We start from the raw sequence: 14381 nt of genomic DNA, 5'->3' as shown, positions 1-14381 counted from the left end.
ACCGGCTCCCCCGAGGTGCAGATCGCGATGCTGACGCAGCGCATCAAGGACCTCACCGAGCACTCTCGGACCCACAAGCACGACCACCACAGCCGTCGTGGTCTCCTCCTGCTCGTCGGCCGCCGCAAGCGCATGCTTCGCTACCTCGAGGCGACCGACATCGAGCGCTACCGATCGCTCATCAAGCGACTCGGCCTGCGTCGATGAACCCGTGACGAAAGGCGGTCACCGCAGTCCTGCGGTGACCGCCTTTCGTCGTGGTGAGGCTCCCACCCATGGTGTCGGCAGCCCGCCTGATGGAAACCCCGCACACAACGACGATGTGCGAGGGCACAGAGAGAAAGAAAGCGAGGGCCCCTACATGGAGGGTCCAGATATCACCTTCGCCGAAGCCGTCATCGACAACGGCAGCTTCGGCACTCGCACGGTCCGTTTCGAGACCGGGCGCCTGGCCAAGCAGGCCGGGGGAGCCGTCGTCGCGTACCTCGACGAGGACACGATGATCATGTCGACGACGTCCGCGGGCAAGACGCCCAAGGACCAGTTCGACTTCTTCCCGCTCACCGTTGACGTCGAGGAGCGGATGTACTCCGTGGGCCGGATCCCCGGCTCGTTCTTCCGTCGCGAGGGCCGTCCCACGACCGAGGCGATCCTCACCTGCCGGCTCATCGACCGGCCCCTGCGCCCGACCTTCAAGAAGGGCCTGCGCAACGAGGTCCAGGTCATCATCACGGTGTTCGCCCTGAACCCCGACCACCAGTACGACGTGCTCGCCATCAACGCCGCGAGCGCCTCCACGCAGATCTCCGGGCTGCCGTTCTCCGGCCCGATCGGTGGCGTGCGCGTCTCGCTCATCGACGGCCAGTGGGTCGCGTTCCCGAACTTCTCGGACATCGAGCGCTCCGTCTTCGACATGGTCGTCGCGGGCCGCGTCGTCGGCGATGACGTAGCCATCATGATGGTCGAGGCCGAGTCGACCGGGTCGACCTGGAACCTCGTCAAGACCGAGGGCAAGCAGGCGCCGACCGAGGAGGTCGTCGCCGAGGGTCTCGAGGCGAGCAAGAAGTTCATCAAGGCGCTCTGCGACGCGCAGGCCGAGCTGGCTGCCAAGGCGGCCAAGCCGGTGGAGGACTTCCCCGTGTTCCTCGACTACGAGGACGACGTGTACGCCGCCGTCGAGGAGGCCGCCTCGGCCGACACGGCTGCCGCGCTGACGATCGCCGGCAAGACCGAGCGCGAGGACCGGCTGGACGAGATCAAGTCGTCGCTGCACCTGAGGCTCGTTGGCGAAGGCGAGGACAGCGAGGTCCACGGCCCGTTCGCGGGTCGCCGCAAGGAGGTCTCGGCGGCCTTCCGTGCGCTGCAGAAGAAGCTGGTCCGCCAGCGCATCCTGCGCGACAAGGTCCGCATCGACGGCCGTGGCCTCGCGGACATCCGCGCCCTCGGCGCCGAGGTCGAGGTCCTGCCGCGTGTGCACGGCTCGGCCATCTTCGAGCGTGGCGAGACCCAGATCATGGGGGTCACGACGCTCAACATGCTCAAGATGGAGCAGCAGCTCGACACGCTCAACCCGCAGACGCGCAAGCGCTACATGCACAACTACAACTTCCCGCCGTACAGCACCGGTGAGACCGGCCGGGTCGGCTCTCCGAAGCGTCGCGAGATCGGCCACGGCGCACTCGCGGAGCGTGCCCTCATGCCTGTGCTTCCGACGCGCGAGGAGTTCCCCTACGCGATCCGCCAGGTGTCCGAGGCGCTCGGATCCAACGGCTCGACGTCGATGGGCTCGGTCTGTGCGTCCACGCTGTCGCTGCTCAACGCCGGTGTGCCCCTGCGCGCCCCGGTCGCTGGCATCGCGATGGGTCTCGTGTCCGACGAGCTCGATGGCGAGACGCGGTACGCGGCGCTCACGGACATCCTCGGTGCGGAGGACGCCTTCGGTGACATGGACTTCAAGGTCGCCGGCACCAAGGAGTTCGTCACGGCGATCCAGCTCGACACGAAGCTCGACGGCATCCCGGCGTCGGTTCTCGCCGGCGCGCTGACCCAGGCCCGCGACGCGCGGCTGCACATCCTCGACGTCATGGCCGAGGCCATCGACGTGCCCGACGAGATGAGCCCGTACGCGCCGCGGATCATCACGGTGAAGGTCCCAGTCGACAAGATCGGTGAGGTCATCGGCCCGAAGGGCAAGATGATCAACCAGATCCAGGACGACACCGGCGCCGACATCTCGATCGAGGACGACGGCACCGTGTTCATCGGAGCGGTCGACGGCCCGTCTGCGGAGGCGGCTCGCGCAGCGATCAACGCCATCGCGAACCCGCAGATGCCCGAGGTCGGTGAGCGCTTCCTCGGCACGGTCGTCAAGACGACGACGTTCGGCGCGTTCATCTCGCTGCTGCCCGGCAAGGACGGCCTGCTGCACATCTCCGAGGTGCGCAAGCTCGTCGGCGGCAAGCGGATCGACAGCGTCGACGACGTCGTCAAGGTCGGCCAGAAGATCCAGGTCGAGCTCAAGGAGATCGACCCGCGCGGGAAGCTCTCGCTCGCGGCTGTCCTGCCCGAGGGCGAGGCCGACGCCAAGGCCGAGTCCGCCGACACGGCCAAGGCCGAGGAGCCGGCTGACGCCTGAGTCGCCCCACGCAGGTGCGAAGCGGCCCGGAACCTGAGCGGTTCCGGGCCGCTTCGCGGTTGCGGTCAGAAGATCGCGTTGATCCCGTTCCAGCCCGTCCCAATCAGGACTCGAGTACGCCACCCTCCGGACGCGGTGCGGGCGTACAGCCAGAGGTCGCCGTTACGGTCCCGGGCGACGACGTCGACCACTCGATCCCCAGTGAGGTCGCCGGGGCTGGAGATCGCGGTCATGCCATTCCACCCGGTGCCGATCCGGACCCGCGGCAGCCAGCCGCCGGACCCGTTGCCGGGGTAGAGCCAGAGGTACCCGGTACTCGACTCGCGAGCCAGGACGTCAGCCCGTCCGTCACCGTTGACGTCCCCCGCTCCGATCAACCGGTTGAACACGTTCCAGCCAGTGCCCACCCGTCGTGATCCCTTCCACCCGCCTGAGCCGTTGCCGGCATAGAGGAACAGCTCCCCGGTACTGGCGCGCCGGGCGAGCACGTCGACGCGCTGGTCGCCGTCGAAGTCCCCGGGACCGATGATCGCGTTGAACGGGTTCCAGCCCGTACCGACTCGCACCCTGGTGGACCAACCTCCCTTGCCCGTGCTCCGGTACATCCACAGGTAGCCCGTGGCCGCCTCCCGGGCAAGCACGTCGAGGGCTCCGTCACCACTGAAGTCGCCGACCGTCTCGAGGGCGCTGAAGGACCCCCAACCGGTGCCGATCTGGATGCGGGAGGCGAGTCGGCCGTTGCCTCGGCCGGGGTAGAGATTCAGCGTGGCGTCCGAACTACGCCGCGCGAGGACGTCGTTGTTCCAGTCCCCGTTGAAGTCTGCCGTGGAGTTGGAGAGCGTCGAGGCCGGGACCGCAAGCGCGCTGAAGGCGTACGTGCCACACGTCCGGTCATAGTCCCGCGTGTCGTCGTACCACTGCGACAAGTACACCCGCCCACCGGAGAAGCTCGCCTGCGTGCACCGGTCCAGAGCCTCGTCGGGGTAGTCGAGTCGTCCGGCCGTGGCCCAAACGGGTACACCCGGGAGGCGCCAGCCGCCGGTGATCTCCTGCCAGCCGTTGGCGTACGAGTAGAGGCCGTAGGCGTAGCCGTTGTCGCGGAGGCCGCGCATCAGGCCCTCGACGACATAGCGGTTCTCCAGGCGCTGCGCTGCACTGCTCGAAGGCCAGGGTTGCGCCGGCCTGGGTTCGACATCGATCCAGACCACGGGCGGCCGCCAGCCGATGCGAGCGAGGGTCGCCACTGCGTACTTGGCCTCCGCGTACCCGACGTTCGAGAGCTGGCCCGCCCGGGTCGTGGTCGACCACGGGCCCTGCGAACCGTAGGTGCTCAGCTGGGCGCTCGTCGGGAAGGCGGCCATGGCGTACCCGTGAGCCGGCTTGCTGCGATCCTGGACCCAGTCGACCTGCGACGCGAGACATGGGTTCTCGGTGAACGGCAAGCCCTTGGTCAGGCCCACGATGACGAACTGGGTGCTGTCCGGGGGGAGGGGCAGGTCGAACCCGCCCACGCTCGAAGGACACTGCGGCCACGAGATGTCGTGTCCGAGCAGAGGTGCGGCCTGGGCGGGGGGCGCGATGGTGGGTAGCAGCCCGGCCAGCAGCGCCACGGCCGCGAGCGGGGCGAGCAGGATCCTTCGGACGCGCCGGAGGTTCGTGCGAGCATGACGATCGCGCATGATGACCCACTTCCTCGATCACCTCCAGTGTGCGCCCGGACGGTCGGTGCAGGTGGGCCTTTGGTCCCGAATCACGGACTCTCTGTCTGGCATCGATAGGGTTTCGTCGTGACGGACATCAAGGTTGCGGTGATCGGAGCGAACGGCCGGATGGGGTCCGAAGCCGTGAAGGCAGTCGGGGCGGCCGAAGGACTGAGGCTCGTCGGGGCCTACGGCTCGAGTGATCAGCTGGGGGACCTGGGCGGCGCCGACGTCGCTGTCGAGCTGACGGTCCCGGCTGCATCACCGGGCAACGTTGCCCATTGCGTCGACAGGGGAGTCCACGTCGTCGTCGGCACCACCGGCTGGGACGACGCCCGGCTGTCCGCCCTGCGCGCGCAGCTCGACGGGGCTCCACCGGCCAGCACCGGCATCGGGGTCGGCGTGCTCATCGCGCCGAACTTCGCGATCGGGGCCCTGCTCATGATGTCGTTCGCCGCCCGGGCCGCGGCGTACTTCGAGTCCGTCGAGATCATCGAGCTGCACCACCCGGGCAAGGTCGACGCACCATCCGGGACCGCAGCCCGCACGGCCGCGCTGATCGGGGCAGCGCGTGGCGAGGCGGGCCTGCCCGCCGTCCCAGACGCGACCACCCACGATCCGCACGGCGCGCGCGGGGCCGAGCTCAGCGGCATACACGTCCACTCCGTCCGGCTGCGTGGGCTCGTCGCGCACCAGGAGGTTCTTCTCGGCAACGTGGGCGAGCAGCTGACGATCCGCCATGACTCCTTCGACCGGGCCTCCTTCATGCCGGGGGTCATCGCGGCCGTCAAGGCCGTCGCCGACCACCCCGGCCTCACCGTGGGGCTGGAGAAGTACCTCGGCCTCGAGTGAGCACGTGCCTGGTCTGGTCCTCAACCCAGGGCGGGCACGGTGGTCAGCGCCTCCAACACCGCAGCCGGCTGCTCGAAGGCGGGATCGTCGGCCGCATCCTCGATGACGTGCAACGGCCAGCCGAAACGCTCGCTCGCCCGTTGTGCGATGGCCAGCGGCGTCTGGCGGTCATGGCGTCCCCAGACGAGCGTCGTCGGCACCGGGATTCGGGCCAGCTCCGCGTCGGGGATGGGGCGCAGACCGAACTGTGACACCAGGCTCCTCACTGCGGACTTCCCCTCCGACGACCCCGCGCCCTGCAGAGCCAGCGTCATCAGCGGGACCCAGAGCGAGCCGAGCTGCTGCTGCAGTCCCGGCATGTCGACGAAGCACTGGCGGAAGAACCGGTCACGGCTGCCGGCGGTCGGCCGGGCGAGGAAGCCGATGAGCGTGAGGGAGAACGCGAGTGATGGCCGCAGGCGGTGCAGGCCGTGGGTGTCCACCAGTGCCAGCCCGCGCACGCGGTCGCCCTGCTCGAGGGCGAACCGCATGGCGATCGCGCCGCCGACGAGGTGTCCGGCGAGGTACGGAGGCGAGGGGCAGGTCTGCCGGATCAGGTCGTCGAGCCAGCCCAGTACCCGCGCGCGCTCGAGTGGTGCGTCTCCCAGGCCAGAGGCGCCGTGGCCCGGTAGGTCAGGGGCGACAATGCGGTGGGTCCTGGCGAGCTCCGGCATCACGCGCAGCCAGGTCAGGGCGAACTCACCCGGCCCGTGCAGCAGGACGACCGGCGGACCGGCGCCCCCGATGAGCACCGCCGTGGGGATGCCGGCCACGGTCAGACGCTGGTCAGTCAGCGGAGTGGCTGCGATGAGCTGCTTCCGTTCCGCACTGCTGGTGGCCGGTGCTCCGTGGCTCGTTGCCGCGTTGCCCATCGAACCCACCTCCTACGGTCTCGTTCCTGTCTCGCCACCGTAGGCGTGGGCGGTCTCGTGCCGCGTCGGGAGATCTGCCCATCCGAAGGTCAACCGCTGGGTGGAAATGTGCAGAGCGCTACTGCTCCCGTGCGAGGTCGCCGACCATGTCGGCGGGCGCGCGCATGCACCAGGCATCGATGACGAGCTCGTCGAGCCGCTCGGTGTCCACAGCCTCGAGACGCAGCATGACGAGTGGCCATCCGTCGTACGCCGGAGTGGTGAAGAACAGGTCTGGCTCCCCGAGGAGCAGCGCCTGCTTCTCGGCCTCGTCGCCGACGAAGAGGACGGCGATGTCGGTGCGGATCACTCGGCGCTTGCCCGGGCTGCGCTCCGGGTAGGACCACACGAATCCCTTGTCGCCGACGCGGAAGTCGAAGCCGTCGCTCTCGATCTCCACGACGTGCGGCAGGCTCAGCGCGACGCGACGCACGTCGTCCGCGTCGGCCATCAGGCCCAGCCGACGAGCCGCAGGAGGGCGGCCGTCGCCGCGCCGAGGACGACGACGACGATGAACGGCGCTCGGAGGATCAGTGCCACGATGGCCACGCCGACCGCGGCGACCCTCGCGTCGAGCGTCCAGGCGCCACCCGAGCCGGTCAGGGTCTGGATCGCGACCAGGGCGGCGAGGAGCGCGACGGGCAGCGCCGCAGTGACGCGCTTGACGTGCGGCTCGGCAAGCAGGTCCGCCGGAACGAGGTAGCCGACGAGCTTGAGCCCGAACGCCATGGCGGTTGCGATGAGCAGGGCGACCCATATGCTCACGAAGGCACCTCCGACCCTCGCTCGGGCTGCGCCGGGACGGGGCCGGGTCGGGAGTCCTCCGGATCGTCCTCGGCCCCAGTGGTCGCGCGCGGTTCCCGCCAGGCGATGAACGCAGCCAGCGCGGCGACGATGACCGGGACGCCGGGCGGCGTGGCGGGGGCGAGCACGACCGCGACCACGGCGGCGACGACGGCGATCGCCACCGAGTCGCGGTTCTTCAGCCGCGGCCAGAGCAGGGCGGTGAACGCGGCGCAGGCGGCCGCGTCCAGACCCCAGGTCCTGGGGTCCCCGATTGCGTTGCCGACGAGGGCGCCGACGAGCGTCGTGAGGTTCCACAACGCGAACACGGACAGACCCGTCAGCCAGAACCCCAGGCGAGCGGCCTTGTTGTGCGACTGTGACACCGCGACCGCGGTCGACTCGTCGATGGTGATGTGCGCGGCGGCCAGCCGTCGGATGCCTCGCACCCGCAGCAGCTGGGTGAGCTCCAGCGCGTAGAGCCCGTTTCGGACGCCCAGCAGCGATGACGCGGCGATTGCGGCCGGGGCCGCGTGCAGGCCGGCGGAGATGATCCCGATGAAGGCGAACTGGGAACCGCCCGTGAACATCAGCAGGGAGAGCGCACAGGCCTGCCACACGTCGAGGCCGGCAGCGACCGCCAGGGCCCCGAAGCTGATGCCGTAGGCCCCCGTCGCGATGCCGACGGACAGCGCCTCGCGGATGACGAGGCGGCGCTGCTCCGCGGTGAGGACGTCTGTCGTCACCCCGCCTCCAGGGAGGCGGAGAGGCGGAACTCCTTGACGGTCTCGCCGTCAGGACCCACCACGCGCTCGCGGTTCGCGCCGTCCGGGCCCAGGCCAGCCGCGACGAGGAACTCTCGCACCTCCTGTGCGGAGGCCAGGGCCCAGGCGGTCAGCCGGTCGCGTCCGCGGGCCCGAGCCGTGTCGACGACGGCATGGAGCAGGCGGGACCCATGGCCCTGGCGCCGCGCGTCCGGATGCACCCCGAGCACGAGCAGCTCGGCAGTCTGCTCGTCGGCATCGGGGTCGTTCGAGGCCCCCACCGCGGCCAACCCGACGACCTGCTCGCCCGCGCACGCGACGAGGAGCACGCCGTCGTCTGCGCCCGCACCCTCGAGCGTCGTCCGCCACGCGCTCGCGAACGCCTGGGGCTGGAACTGCGCGACGACCTCGGGAGCCAGCTCAGCGGCATACGCCTCCCGGAAGACGACCGCCTGGACGAACCCCACAGCAGGGGCGTCGGACACTCGGGCCACCCGGACGCTGGCGTCGGCGAGGGGGCCGGGCGGGTGGTCGTGGTCGTGACTGACGTGGTGCTGCGGTTGGCTCACCACTGCATCGTCTCAGGCGCCCCGTGCGTCCGAGAAAGGGCCACTTTGGTGCCACTGGCGCCCATCTCGCATACTGGACGCATGTATGGCAACGACGTCATCGACCCGAACGAGCCGTTGAACGCGGCGGAGACGGACGCCTACGACGAGGCGCTCGCGCACCAGGACCGCCGCGAGCAGGTCGGAGGTGACTTCGATGCGCTCATCACTGCCGACCAGCGGATCGAGCCACGCGACGCGATGCCGGAGGAGTACCGGCAGACGCTGATCCGCCAGATCGCCCAGCACGCCCACTCCGAGATCATCGGCATGCAGCCCGAGGGCAACTGGATCACCCGCGCCCCCTCACTGCGCCGCAAGGCGATCCTCATCGCCAAGGTCCAGGACGAGGCGGGGCACGGCCTCTATCTCTACAGCGCTGCCGAGACGCTCGGCGTCGACCGGGCCGAGCTGCTCGACCGGCTGCACAACGGCAAGCAGAAGTACTCGTCGATCTTCAACTACCCGACGTTGACGTGGGCCGACTGCGGCGCCATCGGCTGGCTCGTCGACGGTGCCGCGATCATGAACCAGGTGCCGCTGTGCCGGTGCTCCTACGGCCCCTACGCCCGCGCGATGATCCGCGTCTGCAAGGAGGAGTCGTTCCACCAGCGTCAGGGCTTCGAGATCCTGCACACCCTGTCGCACGGCACCGAGGCGCAGCACGCGATGGCGCAGGACGCCGTCGACCGCTGGTGGTGGCCGAGCCTGATGATGTTCGGTCCCCCCGACAGCACGGTCTCGGGGGAGGGCGCCGCGCCCGGGGGCCACACCGCGCAGTCGATGGCGTGGGGGATCAAGCGGTTCTCCAACGACGACCTGCGGCAGCGGTTCATCGACATGACCGTCCCGCAGGCCGAGGCGCTCGGACTGAGCCTGCCTGACCCCGACCTGGCCTGGAACGAGTCGCGCGGCCACTACGACTTCGGCGAGATCGACTTCAGCGAGCTGTTCGAGGTGATCAAGGGCAACGGCCCTTGCAACCGCGAACGGATGGCGCACCGCGTGCGCGCCCACGAGGAAGGGGCGTGGGCACGCGAGGCCGCCGCGGCGTACGCCGAGAAGAGAGCACACGAGCAGGCACGCACGGAGTCGGTGGCATGAGCGGGGACGACTCGACGACCGGGCGGCGCGAGTGGCCGCTGTGGGAGGTGTTCGTCCGCAGCAAGCGCGGGCTCAACCACGTGCACGTCGGCTCGCTGCACGCCCCCGACGCCGAGATGGCGCTGCGCAACGCCCGCGACGTCTACACCCGGCGCCAGGAGGGCGTATCGATCTGGGTGGTCCCGGCCGCGGGCATCACCGCGTCCAGTCCCGAGGAGAAGGACGCGTTCTTCGACCCGGCCGGCGACAAGATCTACCGGCACCCGACCTTCTACGACATCCCCGAGGGGGTCGAGCACCTGTGAGTGTCGTCGGTGATCGAGCCCGTCGAGATCTGGACCGGGCCGCCTACGTCACCGCCCTCGGTGACGACGCCCTGATCGCGGCGCAGCGGATGGGCGAGTGGATCGCGACCGCCCCGCAGATCGAGGAGGACGTCGCACTCGGCAACATCGCGCTCGACCTGCTCGGCCAGGCGCGCTCGCTGCTGAGCTACGCAGGCGCGCTGCTCGACCCGGTGCGCACCGAGGACGAACTGGCGTACTTCCGCGACGAGCGGGAGTTCCGCAACGTGCAGCTCGTCGAGCGGGGCTGGGGCCGCGAGCGCCGCGACTTCGGGGTCGCGATGGCGCGGCTGCTGATCCTCTCGACCTACCAGCACGCGCTCTACTCCGCGCTCGCGTCGAGCACCGACGAGACGGTCGCGGCGATCGCGGCGAAGGCGGTCAAGGAGGTCGACTACCACCGCGACCACGCCACCATGTGGGTGATCCGTCTCGGTGACGGCACCGCCGACTCGCATCTGCGCGTCCAGGCCGCCCTCGACGAGGAGTGGCGCTACGTCGACGAGCTGTTCGAGGGGTCGTGGGTCGCGCCCGCCCTGGTCGAGTCCGGCGTCGCCGCCGACCCCGCGAGGCTGCGGGCGACGTTCGACCGGCGGGCCGCGGCCGTGCTCGCCGAGGCGACGCTGACTGTGCCCGAGGTGACCCCCGCGGTCACCGGCGGACGCCGGGGCGTGCACACCCAGGAGATGGGCTACCTGCTCGCGGAGATGCAGCACCTGGCGCGCTCGCACCCGGGGGCGACGTGGTGAGCCCGGGCATGACGGTCCCGACGGGCTCGACCACCGAAGCGTCCAGCACCGCCTGGCACATCGCCGCGGCTGTGGAGGACCCCGAGGTGCCGGTCGTCACCATCGAGGACCTCGGCATCCTGCGGTCGGTCGACGTCGACGCGGCCGGAGCCGTGCGGGTGGCCATCACGCCGACGTACTCCGGCTGCCCGGCGATGGACACGATCCGCGCCGACCTGCTGGCCGCGTTCGCGCGCGCCGGCTACGACGACGTCCGGGTGGACTTCGTGCTCGCGCCGGCGTGGACGACGGACTGGATGACCGAGGAGGGGAAGCGCAAGCTCGAGGATTTCGGCATCGCGCCCCCGCGGACGGTCGGCGGCGTGGTGTCCCTGACCCTGTCGCTTCGCTGCCCGCAGTGCGGCTCGCCCGACACCCGCGAGCTGAGCCGGTTCGGGTCCACGGCGTGCAAGTCGCTGTGGGTCTGCAACGCCTGCCGCGAGCCGTTCGACCACTTCAAGGCCCATTGAGCGCCGCCGAGCGACCCGAGGACCCTGCCGCGTGAGCCACAGCCACTCCGTCTTCCACCCGTTGACGATCGCGTCCATCGAGCCCGTCACCGACGACTCGGTCGCGATCACCTTCGACGTGCCCGACGACCTCAGGGACGACTACGCCTACTCCCACGGCCAGCACCTGACCATCCGCACGGAGCTCGCCGGCGACGACGTGCGCCGCAACTACTCGATCTGCTCGCCGGTCTCCTCCGGGCAGCTCCGCGTGGCCGTCAAGCGGCTGCCCGGCGGTGCGTTCTCCGAGCATGCCCTCGACGTGCTGAAGCCGGGCGACGTGCTCGACGTGATGACCCCGAGCGGGCGGTTCTTCACCGAGCTGGACCCGGAGCACAAGAAGCACTACGTCTGCATCGCGGCCGGCTCGGGGATCACGCCGGTGCTGTCGATCGTGGCGACGACGCTGGAGACGGAGCCCGAGTCCTCGGTGACCCTTCTCTACGGCAACCGCACCCACAAGTCGGTGATGTTCCTGGAGGACCTCGAGGACCTCAAGGACACCTACCCGCAGCGGTTCCACCTCGTGCACGTGCTGTCCCGCGAGCCGCAGGAGGTGGAGCTGTTCTCCGGTCGGCTCGACGTGGAGCGACTCAGGCGGATCACCGACACCGTGCTGCCCATCGACACGGTGGACGAGTGGTTCCTGTGCGGACCGTTCGAGATGGTCTCCTCGCTGCGGACGTTCCTCGTGAACGAGGGAGTCTCCAAGCGCGCGGTGCACGCGGAGATCTTCCACGTCGAGTCGACGCCACCCGTGCGACGGGCGCCGGCACCGGGAGCCGACGCGGCCCCCGAGGGCGGCGCCGACGTCACGATCACGCTCGACGGCCGCACGTCGTCGTTCCGGCTGGCCACCGATGGTCCCTCCGTGCTCGAGGCGGCGCTGACCGTCCGCGCCGACGCGCCGTTCGCCTGCAAGGGCGGCGTGTGCGGCACCTGCCGGGCGAAGGTGCTCGAGGGCAGCGTCGAGATGGACACCAACTGGGCGCTCGAGCCGGACGAGGTGGAGAAGGGCTACGTGCTGACCTGCCAGTCGCACCCGACCAGCGACACGGTCGTGGTCGACTACGACGCCTGACCCGCCACCGTTGTCGCCACGGCTACCCTGACCCAGTGCAGCAGTACCTCGACCTCGTGCAGCGGATCCTCGACGACGGCGTCGCCAAGGGCGACCGCACCGGCACCGGCACGCTCAGCGTGTTCGGGCACCAGATGCGGTTCGACCTGCGCGAGGGCTTCCCGCTGGTGACAACCAAGAAGGTCCACACCCGTTCGGTGTTCGCCGAGCTGCTGTGGTTCCTGCGCGGTGACACCAACGTCAAGTGGCTCCAGGACCGCGGGGTGACCATCTGGGACGAGTGGGCCGACGCCGACGGCGACCTCGGACCCGTCTACGGCTACCAGTGGCGCTCGTGGCCGACCCCGTCCGGCCAGCACGTCGACCAGGTGGCCCAGCTCGTCGACAACCTGCGCCGCGACCCGGACAGCCGACGGCACATCGTGTCGGCCTGGAACGTGGCCGACATCCCGCAGATGGCGCTGGCGCCGTGCCACGCGCTGTTCCAGTTCTACGTGGCCGAGGGCCGGCTCTCCTGCCAGCTCTACCAGCGCTCGGCCGACGTCTTCCTCGGTGTGCCGTTCAACATCGCGTCCTACGCCCTGCTCACCCACATGGTCGCCCAGGTCACCGGCCTCGAGGTCGGTGACTTCGTGCACACCCTCGGCGACGCGCACCTGTACTCCAACCACCTCGAGCAGGCGAGGCTGCAGCTCTCCCGCGAGCCTCGGCCGCTGCCGACGCTCTGGCTCGACCCGTCGGTGACCGCGATCGACGCGTTCGACCTCGAGCACGTCCGGGTCGACGGCTACGACCCGCATCCCGGGATCAAGGCACCGATCGCCGTATGACGGAGGCGACGCCGGCCCGCAAGCGGGTCGTGCTCGTCGCGGCGGTGGCCGACAACGGCGTCATCGGCAACGGTCCCGACATCCCGTGGCGCGTCCCGGGGGAGCAGGCCGAGTTCAAGGAGCTCACGCTCGGCCACGTGCTGGTCATGGGCCGCACGACGTACGAGTCCATCGGGCGTCCGCTGCCCGGCCGGACCACGATCGTGCTTACGCGGGACCCCACCTGGTCGGCCGAGGGTGTGCTGGTGGCCGGGTCGCTCGACGAGGCGCTCACGCTGGCCGGCGAGCTCGACGGTGACGTGATGGTCGCCGGCGGGGCGCAGGTGTACGCCGCCGCCCTGCCGGTCGCCGACGCGCAGGTGATCTCCCGGGTGCACCTCGAGCCGGAGGGCGACGTCCGCTACCCGGCGTACGACTCCAGCCAGTGGCGGGAGACCCGGCGGGAGCCGCGGGAGGGCTACGACCGGGTCTGGCTGGAGCGCGACAGCGCGAGCTGACCCGCTAGCCTGACCGACATGACGCTCGCCCCCGCTCCGTTCGGTCGCGTGCTGACGGCGATGGTCACCCCGTTCCGGGCCGACGGGTCGCTGGACACCGATGCCGCCGCCCGGGTCGCGGAGCACCTGGTCGACCACGGCAACGACGGCCTCGTCGTGTCCGGCACGACGGGGGAGTCACCGACCACCAGCACCGAGGAGGACGGCCGTCTCCTCCGCGCCGTCCTGGAGGCCGTCGGCGACCGGGCCACGGTGGTGGCCGGCGTCGGCACCAACAACACCGCCCATTCGGTGGAGCTGGCCGTCCAGGCCGAGAAGCTTGGCGCCGCCGGCACGCTGGTCGTGACGCCGTACTACAACAAGCCGACCCAGGAGGGCCTGGCCGCGCACTTCGAGGCCGTGGCGGACGCCGCCGGGCTGCCGGTGATGCTCTACGACATCCCCGGCCGGTCCGCGATCGCGATCGCCGAGGACACCTACCGCCGGGTCGCCACCCACGAGCGCATCGTGGCCGTGAAGGACGCCGTGGGCGACCTCTACCGCGGCGTCCGCGTGATGGCCGACACCGGCCTGGCGTTCTACTCCGGCGACGACGTGCTCAACCTCGCGTGGCTCACCCATGGAGCCTCGGGTGTCGTGTCCGTCGTCGGGCACGTCGCCGGGCGCCGCTACGCGGCGATGGTCGAGGCCGTCGACCGCGGCGACCTCGACACGGCCCTGGAGATCTACCGGTCGCTGGTCCCGGTCGTCGACGTGATCATGCACCGCGCCCAGGGCGCGATGACCGCCAAGGCCGCGTTGCAGGTCCTCGGCGTGCTCGACGGGCGACACGTCCGCCTGCCCCTCGTCCCCGCCGGCGACGACCTGGTCGCCGAGATCCGCACGGTGCTGCGAAGCGCCGGGCTGTTGGAGGAGCCCTCCCCGAAATGAGCTGTG

The 14381-nt window shown here is 70.3% G+C and carries 17 protein-coding genes; 11 read left to right on the top strand and 6 right to left on the bottom strand.

The features are described 5' to 3' along the window. Together rpsO and VFH10_RS12205 are read left to right on the top strand one after the other, a co-directional pair. The coding region (gene rpsO / locus VFH10_RS12210) for a 30S ribosomal protein S15 (protein ID WP_325128876.1) at positions 1-207 on the top strand (207 nt) is incomplete at its 5' end. 154 nt (positions 208-361) lie between these two features. Then, entirely contained in the window at positions 362-2635 is a 2274-nt protein-coding gene (locus VFH10_RS12205) for a polyribonucleotide nucleotidyltransferase (protein WP_325128875.1), read from the top strand. A gap of 65 nt (positions 2636-2700) precedes the next feature. Here the strand turns inward: VFH10_RS12205 and VFH10_RS12200 are convergent, their stop codons facing one another. Next, complete coding sequence (locus VFH10_RS12200) at positions 2701-4314, bottom strand: FG-GAP-like repeat-containing protein (protein WP_325128874.1); 1614 nt, start codon at positions 4312-4314, stop codon at positions 2701-2703. Between the two features lie 117 nt (positions 4315-4431). Between VFH10_RS12200 and dapB the strand changes: the two genes are divergently transcribed. Beyond that, the gene (dapB, locus tag VFH10_RS12195) at positions 4432-5187 is read left to right on the top strand and encodes a 4-hydroxy-tetrahydrodipicolinate reductase (RefSeq protein WP_325128883.1); all 756 of its coding nucleotides are present in this window, start codon (positions 4432-4434) and stop codon (positions 5185-5187) included. Between the two features lie 20 nt (positions 5188-5207). On the opposite strand, the gene VFH10_RS12190 is transcribed toward dapB, so the two are convergent. The 5 genes from VFH10_RS12190 to VFH10_RS12170 all read right to left on the bottom strand — a co-directional run bounded on the left by VFH10_RS12190 (position 5208) and on the right by VFH10_RS12170 (position 8253). Beyond that, positions 5208-5999 carry an alpha/beta hydrolase gene (locus VFH10_RS12190; RefSeq protein WP_325128872.1) on the bottom strand — a complete coding sequence of 264 codons (792 nt, stop codon included), beginning with the start codon at positions 5997-5999 and terminating at the stop codon, positions 5208-5210. A 217-nt stretch (positions 6000-6216) separates the two neighbouring features. Continuing rightward, on the bottom strand, positions 6217-6588 hold the full coding sequence (locus VFH10_RS12185; RefSeq protein ID WP_325128870.1) for an MmcQ/YjbR family DNA-binding protein: 372 nt from the start codon (positions 6586-6588) through the stop codon (positions 6217-6219). Beyond that, the gene (locus tag VFH10_RS12180) at positions 6588-6902 is read right to left on the bottom strand and encodes an AzlD domain-containing protein (RefSeq protein ID WP_325128868.1); all 315 of its coding nucleotides are present in this window, start codon (positions 6900-6902) and stop codon (positions 6588-6590) included. The genes VFH10_RS12185 and VFH10_RS12180 overlap by 1 nt, the downstream gene beginning before the upstream one ends. Next, positions 6899-7666: an AzlC family ABC transporter permease gene (locus tag VFH10_RS12175; RefSeq protein ID WP_325128866.1), complete on the bottom strand. Its 768-nt coding sequence runs from the start codon at positions 7664-7666 to the stop codon at positions 6899-6901. The genes VFH10_RS12180 and VFH10_RS12175 overlap by 4 nt, the downstream gene beginning before the upstream one ends. Then, the gene (locus VFH10_RS12170) at positions 7663-8253 is read right to left on the bottom strand and encodes a GNAT family N-acetyltransferase (protein WP_325128864.1); all 591 of its coding nucleotides are present in this window, start codon (positions 8251-8253) and stop codon (positions 7663-7665) included. Before VFH10_RS12170 ends, VFH10_RS12175 begins: the two co-directional genes overlap by 4 nt. An 81-nt stretch (positions 8254-8334) precedes the next feature. Between VFH10_RS12170 and paaA the strand changes: the two genes are divergently transcribed. From paaA to dapA, 8 genes are read left to right on the top strand one after another with little or no spacing between them, the layout of a single operon-like run. Further along, entirely contained in the window at positions 8335-9396 is a 1062-nt protein-coding gene (gene paaA / locus VFH10_RS12165) for a 1,2-phenylacetyl-CoA epoxidase subunit PaaA (RefSeq protein ID WP_325128861.1), read from the top strand. After that, positions 9393-9701, top strand: coding sequence for a 1,2-phenylacetyl-CoA epoxidase subunit PaaB (gene paaB / locus VFH10_RS12160; RefSeq protein ID WP_325128859.1), 309 nt, complete (start codon positions 9393-9395; stop codon positions 9699-9701). The genes paaA and paaB overlap by 4 nt, the downstream gene beginning before the upstream one ends. After that, positions 9698-10489, top strand: coding sequence for a 1,2-phenylacetyl-CoA epoxidase subunit PaaC (gene paaC / locus VFH10_RS12155; RefSeq protein ID WP_325128857.1), 792 nt, complete (start codon positions 9698-9700; stop codon positions 10487-10489). The genes paaB and paaC overlap by 4 nt, the downstream gene beginning before the upstream one ends. Before the next feature lie 8 nt (positions 10490-10497). Then, complete coding sequence (gene paaD, locus VFH10_RS12150; RefSeq protein WP_325128855.1) at positions 10498-10998, top strand: 1,2-phenylacetyl-CoA epoxidase subunit PaaD; 501 nt, start codon at positions 10498-10500, stop codon at positions 10996-10998. 31 nt (positions 10999-11029) lie between these two features. After that, a complete protein-coding gene (gene paaE / locus VFH10_RS12145; protein ID WP_325128852.1) occupies positions 11030-12118 on the top strand; it encodes a 1,2-phenylacetyl-CoA epoxidase subunit PaaE in 1089 nt (362 codons plus the stop codon). 35 nt (positions 12119-12153) lie between these two features. Next, entirely contained in the window at positions 12154-12948 is a 795-nt protein-coding gene (locus VFH10_RS12140; protein WP_325128850.1) for a thymidylate synthase, read from the top strand. Beyond that, positions 12945-13445, top strand: coding sequence for a dihydrofolate reductase (locus VFH10_RS12135; RefSeq protein WP_325128848.1), 501 nt, complete (start codon positions 12945-12947; stop codon positions 13443-13445). Before VFH10_RS12140 ends, VFH10_RS12135 begins: the two co-directional genes overlap by 4 nt. An 18-nt stretch (positions 13446-13463) precedes the next feature. Next, positions 13464-14375, top strand: coding sequence for a 4-hydroxy-tetrahydrodipicolinate synthase (gene dapA, locus VFH10_RS12130; protein WP_325128846.1), 912 nt, complete (start codon positions 13464-13466; stop codon positions 14373-14375). Positions 14376-14381: the final 6 nt, after the last annotated feature.

The sequence above is a fragment of the Nocardioides sp. genome (assembly GCF_035697785.1).
Classification (GTDB): Bacteria; Actinomycetota; Actinomycetes; order Propionibacteriales; family Nocardioidaceae; genus Nocardioides_B.
The sequence above is the reverse complement of the archived record's forward strand: the minus strand, read 5'-3'. Positions and strand labels throughout refer to the sequence as shown.

Excerpts from the sequence above, each read along its gene's own strand:
- VFH10_RS12205 (WP_325128875.1), top strand. The coding sequence starts at position 362 with ATGGAGGGTCCAGATATCACCTTCGCCGAAGCCGTCATCGACAACGGC.
- VFH10_RS12200 (WP_325128874.1), bottom strand. The coding sequence starts at position 4,314 with ATGCGCGATCGTCATGCTCGCACGAACCTCCGGCGCGTCCGAAGGATC.
- VFH10_RS12185 (WP_325128870.1), bottom strand. The coding sequence starts at position 6,588 with ATGGCCGACGCGGACGACGTGCGTCGCGTCGCGCTGAGCCTGCCGCAC.
- paaA (WP_325128861.1), top strand. The coding sequence starts at position 8,335 with ATGTATGGCAACGACGTCATCGACCCGAACGAGCCGTTGAACGCGGCG.
- paaB (WP_325128859.1), top strand. The coding sequence starts at position 9,393 with ATGAGCGGGGACGACTCGACGACCGGGCGGCGCGAGTGGCCGCTGTGG.
- paaD (WP_325128855.1), top strand. The coding sequence starts at position 10,498 with ATGACGGTCCCGACGGGCTCGACCACCGAAGCGTCCAGCACCGCCTGG.
- VFH10_RS12135 (WP_325128848.1), top strand. The coding sequence starts at position 12,945 with ATGACGGAGGCGACGCCGGCCCGCAAGCGGGTCGTGCTCGTCGCGGCG.
- dapA (WP_325128846.1), top strand. The coding sequence starts at position 13,464 with ATGACGCTCGCCCCCGCTCCGTTCGGTCGCGTGCTGACGGCGATGGTC.